Below are 19852 nucleotides of genomic sequence, written 5' to 3' on the forward strand. Positions count from 1 at the left end.
GATGAGCGACGCCACCCCCCCCACCGCCGAGGAAGCCGTCCCGCCGGTGGCGCCGGGGGAGAAGCGGCTGATCCTGGTCGACGGCTCCGGCTATATTTTTCGCGCCTTCCACGCCCTGCCGCCGATGACGCGGCCGGATGGCACGCATGTGAACGCCGTCTTCGGCTTCACCCAGATGCTGTCCCAGTTCCTGTCGCGCCACGCCGCCAGCCATATCGCCGTGGTCTTCGACAGCGCCCGGCTGACGTTTCGCAACGACTTCTACCCCGACTACAAGGCGCACCGCCCCGAACCCCCGCCGGAGCTGATCCCGCAATTCGCGCTGATCCGGGAAGCGACGGAGGCCCTGGGCGTCTGCCAGGCGGAGCAGCCCGGATTCGAGGCGGATGACCTGATCGCCGCCTATGCCAAGGCCTTCGTGGCGGAGGGCGGCAGCGTTTCCATCGTCTCCTCCGACAAGGACCTGATGCAGCTGGTCGGCCCCGGTGTGCAGATGCTGGACCCGATCAAGCAGAAGCCGATCCGCGAACCGGAAGTGCTCGAAAAGTTCGGCGTGACCCCGGACAAGGTGGTGGAGGTGCAGGCGCTGGCCGGCGACAGCACGGACAATGTCCCCGGCGTGCCCGGCATAGGCATCAAGACCGCCGCCCAGCTGATCAACGAATACGGCGACCTCGAGACGCTGCTGGCCAATACCGCCAAGATCAAGCAGCCGAAGCGGCGGGAGGCGCTGGAGCAGAACGCCGAGAAGGCGCGCATCAGCAAGCGCCTGGTGCAACTGGATGCGAACGCGCCGCTGCCCTGCCCGATCAGCAAGATGGAAGCCCGCGCGCCGAACCCGGTGACGCTGGAGAAATTCCTGCGCGAAAACGGCTTTCGCAGCCTGCTGGCCCGGCTCGGCCTGGGCGATGCCAGCGCCGTCACCCGCAGCGATTCCGGCGTCTATGCCCGCAACGGCTACCGCCCGCCCCCGCCGAGCGAGACGCCCGCCCCGCCGGCCGAGGCCCCGCCCTTCGGCGGCTACGAGACCGTCACGACGCTGGCCGAGCTGAAGGCCTGGGTGGCGGAGGCCGAGGCCGCCGGCGTCATCGGCTTCGATACCGAGACCGACAATCTGAACGCCATGAAGGCCGAGCTGGTCGGCTTCTCGCTGGCCACCGCGCCGGGCCGCGCCTGCTATGTGCCGCTGCGGCACGAGGGCAGCGGCGACCTGATGGGCAGCGGCACGCCGGAACAGATCGCCGCGGAGTCCGCGCTGGAGGAGTTGCGCGGGCTGCTGGAGAACCCGGCGGTCCTCAAGGTGCTGCACAACGCGAAGTATGACCTGGAGGTGCTGTGCCGCATCGGCGTCGCGGTGGCGCCCGTCGATGACACCATGCTGATGTCCTATGCGCTGCGCGCCGGCAAGCACGGCCATGGCATGGATGAGCTGGCCAAGCTCCATCTGGGGCATGACTGCATCAGCTATGACAGCGTGACCGGCACCGGCCGCAACCGCATCCCCTTCGGCAAGGTGGCGCTGGACAAGGCCACCGCCTATGCGGCGGAGGATGCCGATGTGACGCTGCGGCTGTGGCATGCGCTGCGGCCGGAACTGCGCAGCGCGAAGGCCCTGTCGCTGTACGAGCAGGTGGAGCGCCGGATGGTGCCGGTGCTGCGCGACATGGAACTCGCCGGCATCAAGATCGACGCCGCGGAACTGTCCCGGATCGGCGTCGATTTCGCCGAAAAGCTGGCCCGCTACGAGCGGGAGATCCATGAGCTGGCCGGCAAGCCCTTCAATGTGGGCTCGCCCAAGCAGCTCGGCGAAATCCTGTTCGACGAGCAGAAACTGCCGGGCGGCAAGCGCAGCAAGCTGACCGGCGCCTGGGGCACGGATGCCAGCGTGCTGGAGGAGCTGGCCGCGCAAGGCCATGCCCTGCCGCGCCGCGTGCTGGACTGGCGGCAGATCGCCAAGCTGAAATCCACCTATGTCGATGCGCTGGCCCAGGCGGCGGATGCGCAGGGGCGGGTGCATACCGATTTCGCCATGGCGGTGACCTCCACCGGGCGGCTGTCCTCCACCGATCCGAACCTGCAGAACATTCCCGTCCGCACCGAGGAAGGCGCGCGCATCCGCCGCGCCTTCGTGGCGGAGCCCGGCAATGTGCTGCTCGCCGCCGACTATAGCCAGATCGAGCTGCGCATCCTGGCGCACCTGGCCGACGTCCCCGCGCTGAAGGAAGCCTTCGCCACCGGCCAGGACATCCATTCGCGCACGGCCGCCGATATCTTCCATCTGGCGCCGGATGCGGTGGACAAGGAAGCGCGGCGGCGGGCCAAGACGATCAACTTCGGCATCATCTACGGCATGTCCGCCTTTGGCCTGGCGGCCCGCCTCGGCATCTCGCCGGGCGAGGCCCGCGCCATCATCGACGCCTACTTCGCCCAATACCCGGGCATCCGCGCCAGCATGGAAAAGCTGAAGGAGGATGCGCGCACCACCGGCTATGTGCAGACGCCCTTCGGCCGCCGGATCTGGATCGCCGATATCGCCAGCAAGGACCCCGTGCGGCGCGGCGGCGCGGAGCGGGCCGCAATCAACGCCCCCTTCCAGGGCGGCGCGGCGGAGGTGATCAAGCGCGCCATGGTGCGGCTGCCCCTGGCGCTGAAGCAGGCCGGTCTCGGCGCCCGCATGCTGCTGCAGGTGCATGACGAGCTGGTCTTCGAAGTGCCGGCGGCGGAGGTGGAGCAGACCTCCGCCCTGGTGAAGGGCATCATGGAAGGCGTGGCGCAGCTTTCCGTGCCGCTGTCCGTCGAGATCGGCCACGGCGCGTCCTGGGCCGAGGCGCATTGAGCCACGCCTCCGCCATGGAGGCTCGGCCGAGGCCACGCGTCTGCGTCATCGGCACCTCGAACAGCGCCGGCGCCGGCAGCTATGCCGGGGCGCTGGCGCGGGATCCCTGGTTCCAGCTGGTGGAAAACCGCGCGCTGGGCTTCTGCACCAGCGACCTTTTCGCCTTCCGCCGGCCGGGCCTCGACTTCGCCGACTTCGACCTCTGCATCCTGGATTTCGCACCGAATGACGGGGCGCTGCTGGCCGGGCAGCGGCTGGATGCGGACCGCATCCAGCAGGCCATGACCTGGGCGATCTCCGAGATCACGCGCGCCGGCTGCCTGCCCGTGCTCAATATCCTGCCGATCGTCAACCTAATGCCGGATGGCCGCGGCATCCGGCGGCTCCTCACGAAGCTGGCGGAACGCTTCGCCCTGCCCTTCTTCGACGGCTATGCCTTCCTGAACCGCCTTCTGGCGCTGGATCCGGACGCGCCCCAGCCGGGCCTGTTCAAGGACCGGATGCACTACACCCTGCCGGTGGCGCACTTCATCGGCGCATGCCTGGGCGAGGCGCTGCGCCAGCTCTGGGCCCGGCCGATCGCCTTCGACGCGCCGCCCGTCATGACCCAGGCGCAGGAACACCGCTTCCTGCCCGCCGAGACCCTGTTCGAGGGCCTGCCCAGCCTGCACAGCCGGACGGCGATGGTGGAGACCAGGCTGGTGCATCTGGCGGGCGAGGCGCGGCTACGCCTGGCGCTGCCGCCGGGCAGCGAGATCACCTCCCTGGTCGCGGATTTCGCGCGCTGCCGCGGCGTGCTGTCCCTCAGCGGGGACCGCACCGCGCGGCTCGGCATCACCGGCAAGACCTATACGGAGGATCCGGCGGCCAAGATGACGCTGGGCATCTATCCCCTGCCCGCCACGGTGGGATCGGCCAGCGGGGCCTTCGAGCTGGCGCTGACCGCCGCCGGCCCCGCCGATATCTCGATGAGCGTCCCGGCCTCCGCCGCCGACAGCCCCAGACTGATGATCGCGGGCCTGGTCGCGCGCGGCCCGCAGGCCCCGCTGCCGGTGCGCCACATGCTGCCGGAGGCGCTGGAGCTTGGCGCGCTGATCCCGGATTCGCGCCTGGCGGAAGGGCGGGCCACCTTCCCGCCCACCACCGAATTCGTCGTCAGCGGCAAGATCGGCTACGACTGACGGCGAGCGTGATGCGGCCGCCGCCGGTCTGACCCCGGCCCGGCGCGGCTGGTCGGATGGCCCGGGCCGACCATATCCTCCGCTCAAAATCCATGAGGATGCGCCATGCCAGGCTTTCGGGGCGTGCAATTCTGATGTCCGCCGTCGTGCAGGATGCCGTGCCGCTGCGCTGGACCGTGCCGGAGCGGCGCACGCTGGGGGCCATCGGCGCCGCCCATGCGGTGAGCCACCTGCATATCCTGGTGCTGCCGCCGCTGTTTCCGCTGCTGCAGGCGCGCCTGGGCGTCAGCTTCATCGAGCTGGGCCTGGCGATCACCCTGTTCAGCATCGTCTCGGCCCTCACCCAGGCGCCGATGGGTTTTCTTGTCGACCGGATCGGGCCGCGGCGGGTGCTGGCGGCGGGGCTGGTGGTGGGGGGCGCGGCCTTCGGGCTGGTCGGGCTGGTGCCGACCTACACGATGGTGCTGGTGGCCGGCGCGCTCGCTGGGCTGGCGAATGCGGTCTACCACCCCTCGGACTACGCCATCCTGAACACCGTGATGGCCGGGCCGCGCATGGGCCGGGCCTTTTCGCTGCACACCTTCGCGGGCTTCGCCGGCGGCGCGGTGGCGCCCTTCATGATGCTCGGCCTGGCTGCCTGGCTGGGGCTGTCCGGCGCGCTGCTGGTCGCGGGCGGCATCGCCTGGCTCGTGGCCGCCTGGGTGCTGGCGACCTGCCCGCCGGACCCGGTGAAGGGCGTGGCGCCGAAGCCAGTGGCGGGGCAGCAGACGCGGGTGCTGAACCCGGCGGTGATCTCGCTGACCGGCTTCTTCGTGCTGATCTCGCTTTCCGTCGGCGGCATGAACGCCTTCGCCATCGCAGCCCTGGTGGCCTCCGGCGGCATGAGCCTCGGCATGGCCTCCGTCGCGCTGACGGCGCTGCTGGCGGGGTCGGCCGCCGGGGTGCTGATCGGCGGCGCGCTGGCGGACCGGGCGAAGCGGCACGGGCTGGTGGCGATGGGCGGCTTCGGCATGGCCGGCGTGCTGACCATTGGTGTCGGGCTGCTGGCCATGCCGGGCTGGCTGGTGGTGCTGGTGCTGGGCGCAGCCGGCACGCTGACCGGGCTGTGCATGCCGTCCCGCGACATGATGGTGCGTGCCGCTGCGCCGCCCGGCCAAGCCGGCGCGGTGTTCGGCATCGTCTCCACCGGCTTCAACATCGGCGGCATGGTCGCGCCGCCGATGTTCGGTTGGCTGGTCGATAGCGGTCGGCCGGAGGCAGTGTTCCTGGTCGGCGGCAGCTTCATGCTGGCGACGGCCGCCATGGCGCTGGCGCAGGAGATGCGGCGCAGGCCTGCCTGAGAGCGCCTACTTTGGGTGCGCCTGTTTGAGCGGGTCGTGGCCCCAGTTCATCAGGCTGTAGCGCCAGCGGGAGGATTCGGCGTTTTCCGCCGGCCCGCCCTGGGCGAGGTGGCGATGCACGTAGCCGATGACCTTGCGCATATGCGCGTAGTCCGCCGCCGTCAGATCCGCCTGCTTCTTCCGCCGGATCTCCACGATCCGGCGGCCGGAATGATGGCCGACGGATTCCGCCTCGCCCTCCGCATGGAAGCCGACGGAGGCGCTGTCCTCCGTCGCCAGCCAGCGTTCCAGCTCGGCGGGCGCCATGTTCACCGCCTGCTGGAAATCCCGGCGGATCGCCGCCTCATCCTCTGAATCCGATTGCGCCATGCCGCATCCTCCTGCCCTGCGGAACGGCGGCGGCGGGGGCAGGTTCCGGCGGCTCAGGCGGCAGTGGCGGGCAGTCTTTCGAAGATCCCCATCCGCAGGCTGCGCGCGATGCGCCGCGCCCGGTCCAGGAACGCCTCCGCCGTCTCGTCCGGGAACAGGTCGCGGCAGCTCCGCTCGAACAGCGCCAGCCAGGTGTCGAAATGCGCTTGCGTCAGGCCGGGCAGGTGCAGATGCGCGGTGAAGGGGTCGCCCTGATAGGCGCCGCTGCGCAGCATCACCGCCGACCAGAAGCGGCGCAGCTTCTCCAGATGCGCGTCCCATTCACCGCCGATCGCCGCCTCGAAGATCGGGCCAAGGGCCGGGTCGCGGCGGATGGCGGCATAGAAATGCGCCACCAGCCGCGCGATCTCCGCCTCCGTCAGCGCCGGCATCAGAGGAAGGGCAACAAAGCGAGCACCGCCACCAGGTTCCAGACCAGCATGTTAACCAGCGTGCGCAGCATCACCCGGCTGTCATGGTCCTCGATATGCAGCGCGTCGCTGGCAAGGTTGCCGGGCAGCAGGAACAGGCCGATCGGGCTCATCACAGCCTCCTAAGATGTACCGTCGATGCATCTTATGCTGGGCGCTGCTTGCAAAGCAATACCGATGATGCATCTTCTGCCCATGCGTCTCACCACCCTCACCGACTATGCGCTGCGCATGCTGATCCACCTGGCGATCACGCCGGAGGGGCGGCCGACCATCGCGGCCGTCGCGCAGGCCTATGGCATCTCGGAGAACCACCTGATGAAGGTGGCGCATCAGCTCGGGCAGTCGGGCCATGTGCGGACGCTGCGCGGCCGCGGCGGCGGCCTGACCCTGGCCCGCCCGGCGGAGACGATCACGGTGGGGGAGGTGGTGCGGTTGATGGAGCCGGACCTGGCGCTGGTGCCCTGCCTGGGCGGCGGCGCCTGCGCCATCCTGCCCGCCTGCCGCCTGAAGCAGGCGCTGCAGCAGGCGCGCGCGGCCTTCCTCGCGGTGCTGGACGACACCAGCCTGGCCGATATCGCGCAGCCCCGGGCGGCGCTGCGCGACCTGCTCGGCCTGCCCGCCTGACTCAGGTCATGCTGGCCGTGACGCCGCCATCAACGAACAGCAGCTGCCCCGAGACGAAATCCGAGGCCGGAGAGGCCAGGAATACCGCCGTCCCCGCGATCTCCTCCGGCTGCGCATAGCGCCCGGCGGGGCAGCGGCGCTGCACCATCGCCAGCCACTCCGGATTGGTCAGCAGCGGCTTGTTCAGCTCCGTGTCGAACCAGCCGGGCCCGATGGCATTGCACTGGATGTTCCAGGGGCCGAGTTCCACCGCCAGCGCCCGGATGAACATCTTCAGCCCCCCCTTGGCCGAGGCGTAGGGCGTGATGGTCGCGCGGCCGAGGTCGCTGGCCAGGCTGCCGGTGGCAATCACCTTGCCGCGCCGCCGCGCCTTCATCCCCGGCACCACCAGGCGGGACAGGCGCCACAGCGCGGTCAGATGCGTGTCCATCACGCTGTACCAGCCGGCTTCGGTGGTTTCCTCAATCGGCGCGCGGTGCTGGTTGCCGGCGTTGTGCACCAAAATGTCGATGGGGCCGAGGCCGGCCACCGCGGCCTCCACCGCCTTGCCGTCCGTCACGTCGAAGGCGCTGATGCGGCAGGCGAGGCCCTCGGCGCGCAGCGCCGCCGCCTGGGCTTCCAGCGTCGCCGCATCGCGCCCGTTGAGGATCACCTCCGCCCCCGCCTGCGCCAGGCCGCGCGCCATGGCGGCGCCGAGGCCGCGTGACGCCCCGGTGATGAGGGCCGTACGCCCGGTCAGGTCGAATTGGCGGCGATGCGCGTCGTTCATGCTGTTTCCCCCGGTTGTGGGGGCAGTCTGGCGCCGGGCCTCAGCCCTGGTCCAGGGCGTGGGCGCGCAAATCCGCCAGGCTGACCACCGCCAGCGCCGCCACATGCGTCGCCTCCAGCAGCACCGGCGGCGCCTGTCCGGCCAGCCGCGCCTCCTCCCACCGCGCGGCGCAGAGGCACCAGCGATCGCCGGGCTTCAGGCCCACAAAACCGTATTCGGGGCGGGGGGTGGAGAGGTCGTTGCCGCGCGCCTGGCTAAAGGCCAGGAACGCCGCCGTCATCTCGGCGCAGACCACGTGCAGGCCGCGATCCTCGGGCCCGGTCTTGCAGCAGCCATCGCGGAAGAAGCCGGTCAGCGGCGCCACGGAGCAGGGCAGAAGCAAGCCGCCGAGCACGTTGCGTGCCGGCGGCGGGGTCTCGCCGCGACCGTCGCGGCGGCTGGAATCATCGAGCGGCATGGTCAGGCTCCCGGGCAGGACGGCGCAGCTGCGCCGCCCTGCATATGGGGCGTGATCAGGCCGCGGCGCGGATCGCGGCGGCCTTCACGTCGTCGCTCACGGCGCCTGCAAAGGTCTCGAAGTTCTGCTCGAAGAGCGAGACCAGGTGCTTCGCCTGCTTGTCATAGGCGGCCTTGTCGGCCCAGCTGTTGCGCGGGTTCAGCACATCGGTCGGGATGCCCGGCACGGCCTTCGGGATGGACAGGCCGAAGAAGGGATCCGTCTCGAACTCCACCTTGGCGAGCGACCCGTCCAGCGCCGCGCGCAGCAGGGCGCGGGTGTGCTGGATGGACATGCGCTTGCCGGTGCCATAGGCGCCGCCGGTCCAGCCGGTGTTCACCAGCCACACCTCGGCGCCGTCCCTGGCGATCCGCTCGGCGAGCATCTTGCCGTAGACCTCGGGGTGGCGCGGCAGGAAGGGGGCGCCGAAGCAGGTGGAGAAGGTGGCCTGCGGCTCCTTGCCCAGGCCCTTTTCGGTGCCGGCCACGCGCGCGGTATAGCCGGACAGGAAGTGGTACATGGCCTGCGCAGGCGTCAGCTTGGCGATCGGCGGCAGCACGCCGAAGGCATCCGCCGTCAGCATCACCACGTTCTTCGGCTTGCCCGCCTGGCCGCCTTCGACCGTGTTCGGGATGAACTCGATCGGGTAGCAGGACCGGGTGTTCTCGGTCAGGCCGTTGTCGTCCAGGTCGAGGCTGCCGTAGTCGTCGCCGACCACGTTCTCGAGCACCGCGCCGAAGCGATGCGACGCATCCCAGATCTGCGGCTCGGCCTCGCGGCTCAGCTTGATGACCTTGGCGTAGCAGCCGCCCTCGAAGTTGAAGACGCCCGTATCGGACCATCCATGCTCGTCATCGCCGATCAGCTGGCGCTCCGGGTCGGAGGACAGCGTGGTCTTGCCGGTGCCGGACAGGCCGAAGAACAGCGCCGTGTCGCCATCCTTGCCCAGGTTCGCGGAGCAATGCATCGGAAGCACGCCGCGATCCGGCAGGATCCAGTTCATCACGGTGAAGATCGACTTCTTGATCTCGCCCGCATAGCTGGTGCCGGCGATGCAGATGGTGCGCGCGGCGAAGGACAGCGCGATCAGCGTGCTGGTGCGGCAGCCGTCGACGGCGGGGTCGGCCTCGTATTCCGGCGCGTGCAGGATGGTGTAGTCCGGCTTGAAGCTGGCGAGCTCCTCCCGCGGCGGGCGGATGAACATGTTGCGCGCGAACAGCGCATGCCAGGCATTGGTGGTGACCAGCCGCACCTTGATGCGATGCGCGGGATCGGCGCCGGCATAGAGGTCCTGGGTGAAAAGCTCCGGCTTCGCGCCCAGCCAAGTGCGGACCTTGGCGGTGAAGGCCTGGAACTTGTCGACCGGCAGCGGGCGGTTGACCTTGCCCCACCAGACCGCGTCGCGGACGCCGGCATCGTCCACCACGAACTTGTCCTGGACGGAGCGGCCCGTGTGCTGGCCGGTCACGGCCATGAAGGCGCCATCCGCGGAAAGCCGCCCCTCACCCCGCCGCAGCGCATGGGCATAGAGGCCCGGCGCCGTCAGATTGGCGTGGATGGTCGCCGAGCCGGAAACACCGGTCCCGGACAGGGCGGAAATGTCGGATGTCATCGCTAGCCTCCAAATGGGTGCGTCAGCTTCGCGAAACGCGCCGGTCGCACCATGCGTCCCCTATTGGGCGCTCGTGGGGGCGAAATTAGGGCGGGTAAGCTGTCACAATCAACGCGAACCGGTTGGTTACTTTACAAGCTCAGCCGGGACCTGGCTTCCCGCGTCGCCGCCACCAGGGCCAGGCGCACGCCATTGGCATCCGCGACCGGCGCCGGCCAGGCCAGGCGGGCCACCGCCTCCCCGGCCGCCCCAGGAGAAGCAAGGTCGCAACCATCGGGGTCGACGCCCGTCATGCGCCAGTCGCCGGGCGCCTGGCCGAGCAGGCCGGTGGCGATGGCGGCCAGGGCGTCGGCATGGTCCTCGTTTACATGGCCGATGATGCCGGCCTCTGCCGCCGCCAGGGCCGCGACGGCGGCGGGGTCCGGCAGCAATTCGGCCTGGCGCAGGCGCGTGGCACGGGCGAACCCGCCGACCAGCAGGGCCGCCATGGGCCGGATCTGCCATAGCCGAAAATCGCCGAAATCCGCATAGAAGGCGGCATAGGGATGGCGCGCCAGCCAGCGGGACTTCAGCTCCGGCGGCGCCGGCTCGGCCAGGCCCGTCACCGTCACGCGCGGGGCGGTCTGCGGATTGACGGTTTCCGGCTGGCCCTGCACCAGCAGGGCGCAGCGCGGCTCCGTCTTCAGGTGGCGGGTGTGTTCGGACAGGTCCGACAGCAGCAGCAGCACGGTCAGGTCCGGCAGCACCGCGGGCGTGACCAGGCTGGCGAAGGGCTGGCCCTCCGTCGCGGTGGCGAGGCTGGCGGAGCCGGCGCCGCGCAGCAGGCTGCGCGCCACGAAGCCATGATCCTCTTCCATCTGACCCCTTACCCTTTGCGTGACCCGTCTTTGCCACAATCTGACGTTACAGAGGCTGCCTCACGCCCTGATCGTGCCTGCCGCCTGCCAGTTTGGGAGTTGACCCTGTGCCGCACACCATTGCCCTGGTGGATGACGACCGCAACATCCTGACCAGCGTCTCCATGACCCTGGAGCAGGAGGGCTTCACCGTGCGCACCTATACGGATGGCGAAAGCGCCCTGCAGGGGCTGATGGCGCGGCCGGCGGATCTGGCGGTGCTGGATATCAAGATGCCGCGCATGGATGGGATGGAGCTGCTGCAGCGGCTGCGCCAGCGCAGCGCCATGCCGGTGATCTTCCTGACCAGCAAGGATGACGAGCTGGACGAGCTGATGGGGCTCCGCCTTGGCGCCGACGACTACATCACGAAACCCTTCAGCCAGCGCCTGCTGCTGGAGCGCATCCGCGCCTTGCTGCGCCGGAACGAGGCCGGCCGCGCCGAGGGCAGCGGCACCCCCGCCGGCGGCATCATCGCCCGCGGCGACCTGGTGCTGGATGAGACGAAGCACACCTGCATGTGGAAGGGAAAGCAGGTGCAGCTGACCGTCACCGAATTCCTTCTGGTGAAGGCCCTGGCGGTGCGCCCCGGCATGGTGAAGAACCGCGACCAGCTGATCGATGGCGCCTATGGCGAGAACATCTATGTCGATGACCGCACCATCGACAGCCATGTGAAGCGCGTGCGCAAGAAGTTCCGCCAGGTGGACGAGGACTTCGCGCAGATCGAGACGCTGTATGGGCTCGGCTACCGCTACAAGGAAGCCTGAGCCCTAAAGATACCGCCGCAGGGCCGGCAGCGCCTGTTCGACGCAGGCGCGGCCCTCGGCGATCGCTTCCTGGCCGCGATGGAAATCCATCAGCGCCAGGTCGCGCAGCCGGGGCAGCAGCAGCACATGCGGCGGGTCGCCGGCCAGGCGCGTGCGGGTGATCTGGTCCTGCATGATATTGATGGAATTCGCCAGCACGTCGAAATAGCCGGGTGTCGCCGGCCCCGGCGGAAACAGCCGCGCGGCCAGCGCCGCCGCCTGGTCGCGCAGCGCCAGCGGCAGGTCGCGCAGGGCGCGACCCATGCCTTCCGCGCTCGGCGCGGGCGTGGCGGGCGGCGTCTCGAAGCGCCGGCCCACCAGGTCGCCGTTCAGGTTGACGGCGATGATCACCTCCGCCCCCAGCGCCCGGCAGACGGAAACCGGCACGGGGTTGCAGAGCCCGCCATCCACCAGCCAGCGGCCTTCGCGCAATGCCGGGCTGAACAGGCCGGGCAGGGCGGCCGAGGCGCGCACCGCCTCATGCAGCGCGCCGGTCTGCAACCACATCTCGCGTCCGGAGGCGAGGTCCGTTGCCACCGCCGCGTAGCGCCGCGGCAGATCCTCGATCGCGCCAGCGAGGCCGAGGCCGTTGAGGAAGGCCAGCAGTTCCTTGCCGTCGATCAGCCCGCCGCCGGTCAGCCGCACATCCAGCAGGCCCACGATCTCCCGCCAGCCCGCGGCCTCAACCCAATCCCGCAGCTGCGGCAGGCGGCCGGCCACCTGGGCGGCGCCGACCAGGGCGCCGATCGAGGTGCCGCAGACGATCTCGGGCTCGATCCCCGCCTCGGCCAGCGCCTCCAGCACGCCGATATGCGCCCAGCCGCGGGCGGAGCCACTGCCGAGCGCGATACCGATACGGGGCTTGGCCATGTCAGGCGGTCGCGCCGCCATCGACGATATAGGTGGCGCCGGTGGCGAAGCTGGCCTCCGGGGACGCCAGCCAGGCCACCATCGCCGCCACCTCCTCCGGCCGCCCGTAGCGGCCGAGCGCGATGCCGGCGCGCTGCGCCTCCGCCTGCGGGCCGCTGGCCGGGTTGAGGTCGGTGTCGGTGGAGCCGGGCTCGACCAGGTTCACGGTGATGCTCCGCGCGCCGAGGTCGCGCGCCAGGCCCTGGGTCATTCCCACCAGCGCCGCCTTGCTCATGGCGTAGAGGGTCAGCCCCGGCTGGCCGACCTGGCGCGACAGCGTCGATCCGATGCTGACGATCCGCCCGCCTTCGCCCATGTGCCGCAGCGCCTGCTGCGCGGCCAAGAAGGCGGCCTTGACGTTGACGGCCAGCACCCGCTCCAGCTCCGCCTCCGTCACCGTCTCGGGCGCGCCATAGGGGAACAGGCCGGCATTGTTCACCAGCACACGCAGCCCGCCGAGCTCGCCGGCCGCGCGATCCACCGCGGCGCGGATCGCGGAGGGGTCGGCGCTGTCGGCCTGGATGGCGAGGCCGCGGCGGCCTTTTGCCACCAGCGCCGCCACCACGCGCTCCGCCGCCGCGGCATTGGACTGGTAGGTGATCGCCACGTCATGCCCGGCGGCGCCGAGCCGCAGCGCGATGGCCGCGCCGATGCCGCGGCTGCCGCCGGTGACCAGAGCCGTGCCTGTCATGTTTTCGGGACCTCATCTGGTTCGGTCCCGAGCCTAGCCCGGCGTCACGGCACCCCAAAGTACCCCGCGAACTGCTCCCGCAGCTTCGTCTTCAGGATCTTGCCCGTGGCGGTGTGCGGGATTTCCTCCACCACCACGACATCGTCGGGCAGCCACCATTTCGCGACGTTCGGCGCCAGATGCGCCACCATCGCCTCCTTCGTCACCGCCCGCCCCGGCTTCGGCACCACCACCAGCAGCGGCCGCTCGTCCCACTTCGGGTGGCGCGCGGCGACGACGGCGGCTTCGGCCACGTCGGGGTGGCCCATCGCCAGATTCTCCAGCGCGATGGAGGAAATCCATTCGCCGCCGGACTTGATCACATCCTTGGTGCGGTCGGTGATGTGCATGTAGCCGGCGGCGTCGATGGTCGCGACATCGCCCGTCTCGAACCAGCCATCCGGCGTCAGCGCCTCGCCGGTCCGAAAGTAGCCGCGCGTCACGGTGGGGCCGCGCACCTGGAGATTGCCGAAGGTGCTCCCGTCCCACGGCTTCTCCACGCCGTCATCGCCGACGATGCGCATGTCCACGGTGAAGGGGGGAAAGCCCTGGGTCTCCTGCAGGTCCAGCACGCCCTCCGCATCGCGGCCGGCCACTTCCGGCTTCACGCCGCAGATGGTGCCGATGGGGCTGGTCTCGGTCATGCCCCAGGCATGCACCACATGGATGCCGCGCCGCTCGAAGGCCGCGGTGAGCGCGCGCGGGCAGGCGGAGCCGCCGATCACCACGCGCTTCAGTGTGGAAAGCTCCGCCCCTGCCGCCTCCATGTGCTGCAACAGGCCGAGCCAGACGGTGGGCACGGCGGCGGTGAAGGTGACGCCCTCCGCCTCCATCAGCGCGTGCAGGGAAGGCCCGTCCAGCTTCGGTCCGGGCAGGACGAGGCCCGCGCCGGTCAGGGGTGCCACGAAGGGCAGGCACCAGCCATTGGCGTGGAACATCGGCACCACCGGCATCACCCGGTCCATGGCGGACAGCCCCATCATGTCCGGCGCCGCCACGGCCAGGGCATGCAGGACATTGGAGCGATGGGAGTACATCACCCCCTTCGGCTCCCCGGTGGTGCCGGAGGTGTAGCAGAGGCCGGCGGCGGCGTTTTCCTCGCCCGGCAGCCAGTCGAAATCGCCATCCGCCTCGGCCAGCCAGGATTCGTAGTCCACGGCTCCGGGCAGCTTCGTCTCCGGCATATGCGCCGCATCGGTCAGCACGACATAGCGGGTGATGTGCGGAAGCTTCTCCGCCAAGCCCTCCGCCAGGGCGACGAAGGACAGGTCGAGAAACAGCAGCCGGCTTTCGGCGTGGTTCAGGATCCAGGCGATCTGGTCCGGGAACAGCCGCGGGTTCAGCGTATGGTAGACCGCCCCGGCGCCGGTGATGCCGTACCAGGCCTCGATATGCCGCCAGGTATTCCAGGCCAGCGTCGCCACCCGATCCCCAGGCCGAACCCCCTCCCGCACCAGGCGCTGGGCGAGCGCCAGCGACCGGCGGCGCAACTCGGAAAAATCCGTGCGGTGGATCGGCCCCTCCACGCTGCGGCTGACCACCGCGCGGCCGCCATGGTGGCGGGCGGCATGGTCGATCAGCCGGTGGATCCGCAGCGGCCAGTCCTGCATCAGCCCGAGCATTTTTGGTCGTTCCCCCCGTTTGGTTGGGGGGAAGTCTTGGCCTTCCGCGGCTGCCACGCAACCGCCATGGCCTTGCCGCAGCCTCCGGCGCTACCTTCTTCCCAGCAGCAGCAGGAATTCCCCGACCCATGCCCGATGCGGGCGGCGCCCCCTCCTCCCCCGTCACCGAGACACGGCGCCGGCGCTGGCTCTCGCCACTGCTGCGCCGCATCCTGCTGATGAACGCCCTGCCGCCGGCCCTGCTGGCGGCCACGCTGCTCTATCTCGACCAGTACCAGAACGGGCTGCTGGCGGCGGAGGTCGAGTCGCTGCGCACCCAGGCGCGCATCTATGCCGCCGCGATCAGCGAGGCCGCGGTCACCCCGCGCGACGATCGCACCATCCTGGTGCCCGAAGCCGCGCGCCCGCTGCTGCGCCGGCTGGTCGAACCCTCCCCCAATACCCAGGCTCGGCTGTTCGACAATACCGGCCTGCTGGTCGCCGATAGCCGGGTGCGGGAGGGGCCGGGCGGGGCCATCGTGACGGAGCCCCTGCCGCCGCCGGAGCCGCGCGGCGCCTTCGCCGGCACGGTGGCCGGCCTGTATGAGCGGGTGCTGGCCCTGCTGCCGCGCGGCACGCAGGACCAGGTGCGGGTGGATGTGAATCCCAATGCGCCCTCCTTCGACTGGCAGCCGGAATTCGGCGGCAGCACCACCGATCGGCGGGAGGAGCTGCGCCTGGCGCTGGAAGGCGGCGTGCGCCCCTACATCCGCCGCACCGCGGAAGGCCGGCTGCTGGTCTCGGTGGCCGAGCCCGCACGGCGCGGCTCCGCCTCCGTCGGCATCGTGCTGCTGACGCGGGAGGCGCGGGAGGTGGATGCGCGGCTGCTGGATATCCGCGTCTCGGTCCTCGCGCTGTTCTCCCTGGCGCTGGTGCTGACGGTGCTGCTGTCGCTCTATCTGTCGCGAACCATCGCCACCCCGATCCTGCAGCTCGCCCGCGCCGCGGCGGCGATGCGCGAAGGCGAGGGCCGCGGCGGCAGCGTGCCCGCCCCCCTGCTGCGGCGGGAGGATGAGATCGGCGTGCTGGCACGGGACCTGCAGACGGCCGCCCGCGCGCTCTGGGCCCGGATCGACGCCAATGAACGCTTTGCCGCGGATGTGGCCCACGAACTCCGCAACCCGCTGACCAGCGTGCGCAGCGCCATCGAGACGCTGCGCCGCATCGAGGATCCCACCAAGCAGCGCCGGCTGCTGGCCATCATCTCCGACGATGCCGTGCGCATGGACCGTCTCATCAACGATATCGCCGACAGTTCACGGGTCGATGCCGAGCTGTCCCGCACCATTGCGACGCCGGTCGATGTCGCGCCCATCCTCGGCGCGCTGGGCGAGTTGCAGGCTGCGACGCGAGAGGAGGACGACCCGCGGCTGGAGATCGAGGCGCCGGCGGAGGGGCTGATCGTCCGCGGCGTGGAAGGCCGGCTGGTGCAGGTCTTTCGCAACCTGATCGGCAATGCCATCTCCTTCAGCCCGAAGGGCGGGCATGTCGTGGTGCGGGCGCGGCCGACCGGGCAGATGGTGGAATTCATCGTCGAGGATGAGGGGCCCGGCATCCCGGAGGCGAAGCTGGAATCGATCTTCGACCGCTTCTACAGCGAACGCCCGACCGGGGAGCTGTTCGGCCAGCATAGCGGGCTGGGCCTGTCGATCTCGAAGCAGATCGTGGAAGGGCTGCGCGGCCGCATCGCGGCGGAGAATCGGCGCGATGCGCAGGGGGCGATCCTGGGCGCGCGCTTCATCGTGCGCCTGCCAGCGGCCTAGGGCTCGGGCTTCCCGCGGGTTTCATTAATGAAACAAGATTGCAGCAGATCCAAGACCTTAACGTGATTGACGCAGCTTGACCGCAAGAGCTATCCATCTTCGCAGAAATAAAATTGGTTGGCCTTTTTAAAACACCTTTTTGGAACAGTGGAGACGCGCCATGTCGGGTGCTCTTGCGGGTCTGTCCCTGCTCATCATCGGCGACAGCCACTTCGTTTATCCGGGCTCGCTGATCACGCACCTGCACGACCAGCTGCGGCGCGATGGCGCCACCGTCGCCACCTACAGCGCCTGCGGCGTCGGCGCCGGGGCCTGGGTGGTGCCGCGCGACGTGCCCTGCGGCACCGCGACGCGCGCCGGCAGTGGCCAGATCCAGACCAACCGCACCAATACGGCGCGCAGCTTCGCGATCGATGAGCTGATCCAGCGCCACCGGCCCAATGTCGTCATCGTCGGCATCGGCGATACCATGGGCGGCTATTCGCAGCGGGAGATGCCGCGCAACTGGATCACGGAACAGGTGCGCACCCTGACCGCCCGCTTCCAGGCTACGAACATGCCCTGCATCTGGTTCGGCCCCACCTGGGGGACGGAAGGCGGGCCCTTCTTCAAGACCTTCGCCCGGGCGAAGGAACTGTCCGACTATCTCTCCACCCAGGTGGCGCCCTGCGCCTATATCGACAGCACCACCTTCGCCCGCCCCGGCGCCTGGCCGACCTATGACGGCCAGCACCATACGGCGGACGGCTATGCCAATTGGGCTCGGGCGCTGAACACGCAGATCGTCGCCACCATCAACAGCGCGCGGCGGCGCTGAGCCGATGCGCCGCATCCTGCTGCTGCTCGCCGCGCTGGCGCTGACGAGCCCGGCCCGGGCCCAGGCGCCGATGCTCTACGAGCTGCGCCTGCCGGACGGCTTCGCGCTGATCCGCTACGCCAATGGGCTGGAGGCCGCGACCTCTCTGCGCTCCGAATTCGACCTGCCGCGTGAACTGGGCACCGAGGATGCGGCGCGGGTCTCGCGCTACTTCGTGGTGGAGAATGCGGCCGGGCGGGAGCTGGAGCTGCGCATCGCCAGCGGCGGCGCCACCGCCAGCGCCAGCTTCCGGGTGAACCCGAACACCTTCAACACGGTGCTGCTGCTGCGGGAGGGCGGGCGGATCGTCGCGCGCCATATCGAGGACAGCACCGAATACAACCGGCTGCGCGCGCGCCTCACCTTCTACAACGCAGCACCTGGCTGCGCGGCGGCGACCCTGGCGCTGGACCCCAGCGGCCGGCCGGTGATCCCGGACCTCGCCTTCCCCGGCATGCAGGCCCGCACCATCACCCCCGCCGCGGCGAAGCTGCGCGTGCAATGCGGCGCGGATCGCGTCGGCCCGCTGGATCTCGGCCGGCTGGAGGCGGGGCAGCTCGCCTCCCTCTGGCTGATGGCGCCGGGGGGGCGGCCGGTCTTCTTCACCTCGCGCGACCTCATCGCGCCGCCCGGCCAGTGAGGCGCCTTTCGCTGGCGCTGGGGCTGCTGGCCGCGCTGGCCGGCGCCCCGGCGATGGCCGCGCCCGGCTGCCCGGCCCTGCCGGCCCCCGCGACCCTGCCGCGGGAGGCGGTGCCGGAGGCGATGGACTTCCCCGCCTGGCGCGCGCGCGTGGCGGAAATCGACCAGGGCCTGGCGCGAATCGACCGCAGCCAGGCGGAGCTGGTCTTCCTGGGCGATTCCCTGACGCAGTCCTGGGAGCCGACCATGTACGCCCAGTTCTTCGGCGCCCGCCGGGCGCTGAACCTGGGCGTCTCCGGCGACTTCACCCAGGGGCTGCTGCACCGGCTGCGCGCCGGGCAGTGGGGCAATATGCGGCCGAAGCTGGTGGTGCTGCTGATCGGCACCAACAACTCCGCCGCCGGATCCCGCCCCGAGGATACCGCGCTCGGCATCGCCGAGATCATCCGCTTCATCCATGGCCGGTCGCCGCGCACGCGCATCCTGCTGGTCGGCACCCTGCCGCGCGGGGCGGATCGCAGCGACCCGGTGCGCCCGGTGAATGCGCGGCTGAACGCCCTGGTGGCGCGCTGCGCCGATGGCCAGAGCACGGTCTACATCGAACCCGGCCCGCTGCTGCTGATGCCGGATGGCCAGCTGACGGAACACGTCGCCTTCGACCGGCTGCACCTGACCATGGTGGGCTATGCCATCCTGGGCGCGGCCATCACGCCGCAGATCAACCGGATGCTGGCGCAGTAGGCCTCCGCCTACTCCGGCTGTCCGTCGAGCCAGGCCAGCAGCGCCGCATCGTCGGCGTTCAGCGGCTGGTTCAGCACCCGCTCCGGAATCTCCCAGACCAGCAGGCGCGGCGGCGTCTCGCGCCAGGCGGGGCTGCCGAAGAAGTCCCGCGCGGCGCCGGCGAAGCCGCCGCCGGCGCGGCTGAGATTGCCGACCGGGGCCGAGAGCGCCTGCTGCAGCGCGCCGTCGAAATTCGCATTCCGGGAGAAGGAGCTGCCGATCAGCACCACCTCCGGCACCGGCGCCTCGTCCAGGATCGAGGCCTCCTCCGCCTCGGCCGGCTCGGTCGTCTCGACGAACTGGCGGTCGGGGCGCGGGCGCAGCGCATCGGGCACCTGGTCCAGGCTCATCAGCCGCAGCAGGTCGCCGACCAGCGGCGTTTCCTCCGCCGCGCGGCTGGTGCGGAAGGCGGTGTCGCGCGCGATGCCCGCGGGCAGGGCGGCGGCGATGGCCTCCGCGGCGCGGCGGGCGCCGTCCTGGTTCCAATGCGTGTCGGTGCGGTAGAACAGGGCCGGGCCCTCCGGCGCCAGGACGGGGGCGAGGTCCAGCAGCGGCAGCTGGCCTTGCAGCATCTGGCGGAAGGCGGCGCCGCGGGCCTCGGATTCGGCGCTGTACGGGATGCCACAGCGCATCGCCGCCGCGGCGCGCGCCTTGTCCGGCACCAGCACCACCTGCAGGGCAATGTCGCGCGCGGCCAGCAGCTTCGCCACCCGCGCCAGCAGTTCGGCGCGACGCGCCATGGCGGCCTGGCCTTCCGGCCCCCAGGGCCGCAGCTCCTCGGTCAGGAACAGCCAGTCCCCGCAGCCCGGCGCCACGGTCGGCCCGCCGGACCCGAAAATCTTCCAGCGCAGCACGCCGCCGGCGGCGCGCAGCAGCCCATCCACCGGCAGGTCCTGCGCCATCACCTGGTTCACCGCCGCGGCGGTGCGCCCGGCCAGGAAGGACTCGGTGTTCAGGGTCGGGGCCAGTCTTCGCGCCGCCTGCGGCGTCGCCATGGCCGCCACCCCTTGCCAGAGGCCGAGGCCGAGGACCACGGCCATGGCGGCACCGAGTCCCGCCTCGGCCAGGCGGCGGCGGGGGTTCGGGACTTCTGCCTGGGACATCGAGGC

The 19852-nt window shown here is 70.5% G+C and carries 20 protein-coding genes; 9 read left to right on the forward strand and 11 right to left on the reverse strand.

Annotated elements, in window-relative coordinates:
• Position 1 precedes the first annotated feature (1 nt).
• The 3 genes from polA (at position 2) to J3S20_RS01620 (ending at position 5357) form a co-directional block, all read left to right on the forward strand.
• Positions 2–2836, forward strand: coding sequence for a DNA polymerase I (gene polA / locus J3S20_RS01610; RefSeq protein ID WP_216833980.1), 2835 nt, complete (start codon positions 2–4; stop codon positions 2834–2836).
• Positions 2833–4017, forward strand: coding sequence for an SGNH/GDSL hydrolase family protein (locus tag J3S20_RS01615; protein WP_216833982.1), 1185 nt, complete (start codon positions 2833–2835; stop codon positions 4015–4017). The genes polA and J3S20_RS01615 overlap by 4 nt, the downstream gene beginning before the upstream one ends.
• A 134-nt stretch (positions 4018–4151) precedes the next feature.
• Positions 4152–5357: an MFS transporter gene (locus tag J3S20_RS01620; RefSeq protein WP_216833983.1), complete on the forward strand. Its 1206-nt coding sequence runs from the start codon at positions 4152–4154 to the stop codon at positions 5355–5357.
• 6 nt (positions 5358–5363) lie between these two features.
• Here J3S20_RS01620 and J3S20_RS01625 read toward each other — a convergent pair whose 3' ends face one another.
• Genes J3S20_RS01625 through J3S20_RS01635 form a run of 3 tightly spaced genes read right to left on the reverse strand, consistent with a single transcriptional unit; the run spans position 5364 to position 6309 of the window.
• Positions 5364–5726: a DUF3140 domain-containing protein gene (locus tag J3S20_RS01625; protein WP_216833985.1), complete on the reverse strand. Its 363-nt coding sequence runs from the start codon at positions 5724–5726 to the stop codon at positions 5364–5366.
• Between the two features lie 53 nt (positions 5727–5779).
• Positions 5780–6157 (reverse strand): group III truncated hemoglobin, encoded by a 378-nt coding sequence (locus J3S20_RS01630; protein ID WP_216833987.1) that lies wholly within the window; start codon positions 6155–6157, stop codon positions 5780–5782.
• Positions 6157–6309 (reverse strand): hypothetical protein, encoded by a 153-nt coding sequence (locus J3S20_RS01635; RefSeq protein ID WP_216833990.1) that lies wholly within the window; start codon positions 6307–6309, stop codon positions 6157–6159. Before J3S20_RS01635 ends, J3S20_RS01630 begins: the two co-directional genes overlap by 1 nt.
• Positions 6310–6391: 82 nt before the next feature.
• On the opposite strand from J3S20_RS01635, the gene J3S20_RS01640 reads away from it, so the two are divergent.
• Positions 6392–6823, forward strand: coding sequence for an Rrf2 family transcriptional regulator (locus J3S20_RS01640; RefSeq protein ID WP_216833992.1), 432 nt, complete (start codon positions 6392–6394; stop codon positions 6821–6823).
• 1 nt (position 6824) lies between these two features.
• Here the strand turns inward: J3S20_RS01640 and J3S20_RS01645 are convergent, their stop codons facing one another.
• The 4 genes from J3S20_RS01645 to J3S20_RS01660 form a co-directional block, all read right to left on the reverse strand.
• Positions 6825–7592 carry an SDR family oxidoreductase gene (locus J3S20_RS01645; RefSeq protein WP_216833994.1) on the reverse strand — a complete coding sequence of 256 codons (768 nt, stop codon included), beginning with the start codon at positions 7590–7592 and terminating at the stop codon, positions 6825–6827.
• Positions 7593–7632: 40 nt separating this feature from the next.
• A complete protein-coding gene (locus J3S20_RS01650) occupies positions 7633–8049 on the reverse strand; it encodes a DUF2237 family protein (protein ID WP_216833996.1) in 417 nt (138 codons plus the stop codon).
• Between the two features lie 55 nt (positions 8050–8104).
• Positions 8105–9700 carry a phosphoenolpyruvate carboxykinase gene (locus J3S20_RS01655; RefSeq protein WP_216833998.1) on the reverse strand — a complete coding sequence of 532 codons (1596 nt, stop codon included), beginning with the start codon at positions 9698–9700 and terminating at the stop codon, positions 8105–8107.
• Positions 9701–9831: 131 nt separating this feature from the next.
• Positions 9832–10557 carry a HugZ family pyridoxamine 5'-phosphate oxidase gene (locus J3S20_RS01660; protein WP_216834000.1) on the reverse strand — a complete coding sequence of 242 codons (726 nt, stop codon included), beginning with the start codon at positions 10555–10557 and terminating at the stop codon, positions 9832–9834.
• 107 nt (positions 10558–10664) lie between these two features.
• Between J3S20_RS01660 and J3S20_RS01665 the strand changes: the two genes are divergently transcribed.
• Entirely contained in the window at positions 10665–11366 is a 702-nt protein-coding gene (locus J3S20_RS01665) for a response regulator transcription factor (protein ID WP_216834002.1), read from the forward strand.
• A gap of 3 nt (positions 11367–11369) precedes the next feature.
• Here the strand turns inward: J3S20_RS01665 and J3S20_RS01670 are convergent, their stop codons facing one another.
• Genes J3S20_RS01670 through J3S20_RS01680 form a run of 3 tightly spaced genes read right to left on the reverse strand, consistent with a single transcriptional unit; the run spans position 11370 to position 14666 of the window.
• Positions 11370–12275: a patatin-like phospholipase family protein gene (locus tag J3S20_RS01670; protein ID WP_216834004.1), complete on the reverse strand. Its 906-nt coding sequence runs from the start codon at positions 12273–12275 to the stop codon at positions 11370–11372.
• A 1-nt stretch (position 12276) separates the two neighbouring features.
• A complete protein-coding gene (locus J3S20_RS01675) occupies positions 12277–13005 on the reverse strand; it encodes an SDR family oxidoreductase (protein WP_216834006.1) in 729 nt (242 codons plus the stop codon).
• A 44-nt stretch (positions 13006–13049) separates the two neighbouring features.
• Positions 13050–14666: a long-chain-fatty-acid--CoA ligase gene (locus J3S20_RS01680; protein ID WP_216834007.1), complete on the reverse strand. Its 1617-nt coding sequence runs from the start codon at positions 14664–14666 to the stop codon at positions 13050–13052.
• A 128-nt stretch (positions 14667–14794) separates the two neighbouring features.
• On the opposite strand from J3S20_RS01680, the gene J3S20_RS01685 reads away from it, so the two are divergent.
• The 4 genes from J3S20_RS01685 (at position 14795) to J3S20_RS01700 (ending at position 18704) form a co-directional block, all read left to right on the forward strand.
• The gene (locus tag J3S20_RS01685; protein WP_216834009.1) at positions 14795–16468 is read left to right on the forward strand and encodes a stimulus-sensing domain-containing protein; all 1674 of its coding nucleotides are present in this window, start codon (positions 14795–14797) and stop codon (positions 16466–16468) included.
• A gap of 160 nt (positions 16469–16628) precedes the next feature.
• Positions 16629–17285 (forward strand): SGNH/GDSL hydrolase family protein, encoded by a 657-nt coding sequence (locus J3S20_RS01690; protein WP_216834011.1) that lies wholly within the window; start codon positions 16629–16631, stop codon positions 17283–17285.
• Between the two features lie 4 nt (positions 17286–17289).
• Entirely contained in the window at positions 17290–17964 is a 675-nt protein-coding gene (locus tag J3S20_RS01695; RefSeq protein WP_216834013.1) for an ABC transporter permease, read from the forward strand.
• A complete protein-coding gene (locus tag J3S20_RS01700; RefSeq protein WP_343215133.1) occupies positions 17961–18704 on the forward strand; it encodes a GDSL-type esterase/lipase family protein in 744 nt (247 codons plus the stop codon). The genes J3S20_RS01695 and J3S20_RS01700 overlap by 4 nt, the downstream gene beginning before the upstream one ends.
• A gap of 8 nt (positions 18705–18712) precedes the next feature.
• On the opposite strand, the gene J3S20_RS01705 is transcribed toward J3S20_RS01700, so the two are convergent.
• Entirely contained in the window at positions 18713–19846 is a 1134-nt protein-coding gene (locus J3S20_RS01705) for an alginate O-acetyltransferase AlgX-related protein (protein ID WP_216834015.1), read from the reverse strand.
• Positions 19847–19852: the final 6 nt, after the last annotated feature.

The sequence above is a fragment of the Falsiroseomonas tokyonensis genome (assembly GCF_019024325.1).
GTDB lineage: Bacteria > Pseudomonadota > Alphaproteobacteria > Acetobacterales > Acetobacteraceae > Falsiroseomonas > Falsiroseomonas tokyonensis.

Excerpts from the sequence above, each read along its gene's own strand:
- polA (WP_216833980.1), top strand. The coding sequence starts at position 2 with ATGAGCGACGCCACCCCCCCCACCGCCGAGGAAGCCGTCCCGCCGGTG.
- J3S20_RS01620 (WP_216833983.1), top strand. The coding sequence starts at position 4,152 with ATGTCCGCCGTCGTGCAGGATGCCGTGCCGCTGCGCTGGACCGTGCCG.
- J3S20_RS01625 (WP_216833985.1), bottom strand. The coding sequence starts at position 5,726 with ATGGCGCAATCGGATTCAGAGGATGAGGCGGCGATCCGCCGGGATTTC.
- J3S20_RS01630 (WP_216833987.1), bottom strand. The coding sequence starts at position 6,157 with ATGCCGGCGCTGACGGAGGCGGAGATCGCGCGGCTGGTGGCGCATTTC.
- J3S20_RS01635 (WP_216833990.1), bottom strand. The coding sequence starts at position 6,309 with ATGAGCCCGATCGGCCTGTTCCTGCTGCCCGGCAACCTTGCCAGCGAC.
- J3S20_RS01640 (WP_216833992.1), top strand. The coding sequence starts at position 6,392 with ATGCGTCTCACCACCCTCACCGACTATGCGCTGCGCATGCTGATCCAC.
- J3S20_RS01645 (WP_216833994.1), bottom strand. The coding sequence starts at position 7,592 with ATGAACGACGCGCATCGCCGCCAATTCGACCTGACCGGGCGTACGGCC.
- J3S20_RS01650 (WP_216833996.1), bottom strand. The coding sequence starts at position 8,049 with ATGCCGCTCGATGATTCCAGCCGCCGCGACGGTCGCGGCGAGACCCCG.
- J3S20_RS01655 (WP_216833998.1), bottom strand. The coding sequence starts at position 9,700 with ATGACATCCGACATTTCCGCCCTGTCCGGGACCGGTGTTTCCGGCTCG.
- J3S20_RS01660 (WP_216834000.1), bottom strand. The coding sequence starts at position 10,557 with ATGGAAGAGGATCATGGCTTCGTGGCGCGCAGCCTGCTGCGCGGCGCC.
- J3S20_RS01670 (WP_216834004.1), bottom strand. The coding sequence starts at position 12,275 with ATGGCCAAGCCCCGTATCGGTATCGCGCTCGGCAGTGGCTCCGCCCGC.
- J3S20_RS01675 (WP_216834006.1), bottom strand. The coding sequence starts at position 13,005 with ATGACAGGCACGGCTCTGGTCACCGGCGGCAGCCGCGGCATCGGCGCG.
- J3S20_RS01680 (WP_216834007.1), bottom strand. The coding sequence starts at position 14,666 with ATGCTCGGGCTGATGCAGGACTGGCCGCTGCGGATCCACCGGCTGATC.
- J3S20_RS01685 (WP_216834009.1), top strand. The coding sequence starts at position 14,795 with ATGCCCGATGCGGGCGGCGCCCCCTCCTCCCCCGTCACCGAGACACGG.
- J3S20_RS01690 (WP_216834011.1), top strand. The coding sequence starts at position 16,629 with ATGTCGGGTGCTCTTGCGGGTCTGTCCCTGCTCATCATCGGCGACAGC.
- J3S20_RS01695 (WP_216834013.1), top strand. The coding sequence starts at position 17,290 with ATGCGCCGCATCCTGCTGCTGCTCGCCGCGCTGGCGCTGACGAGCCCG.
- J3S20_RS01705 (WP_216834015.1), bottom strand. The coding sequence starts at position 19,846 with ATGTCCCAGGCAGAAGTCCCGAACCCCCGCCGCCGCCTGGCCGAGGCG.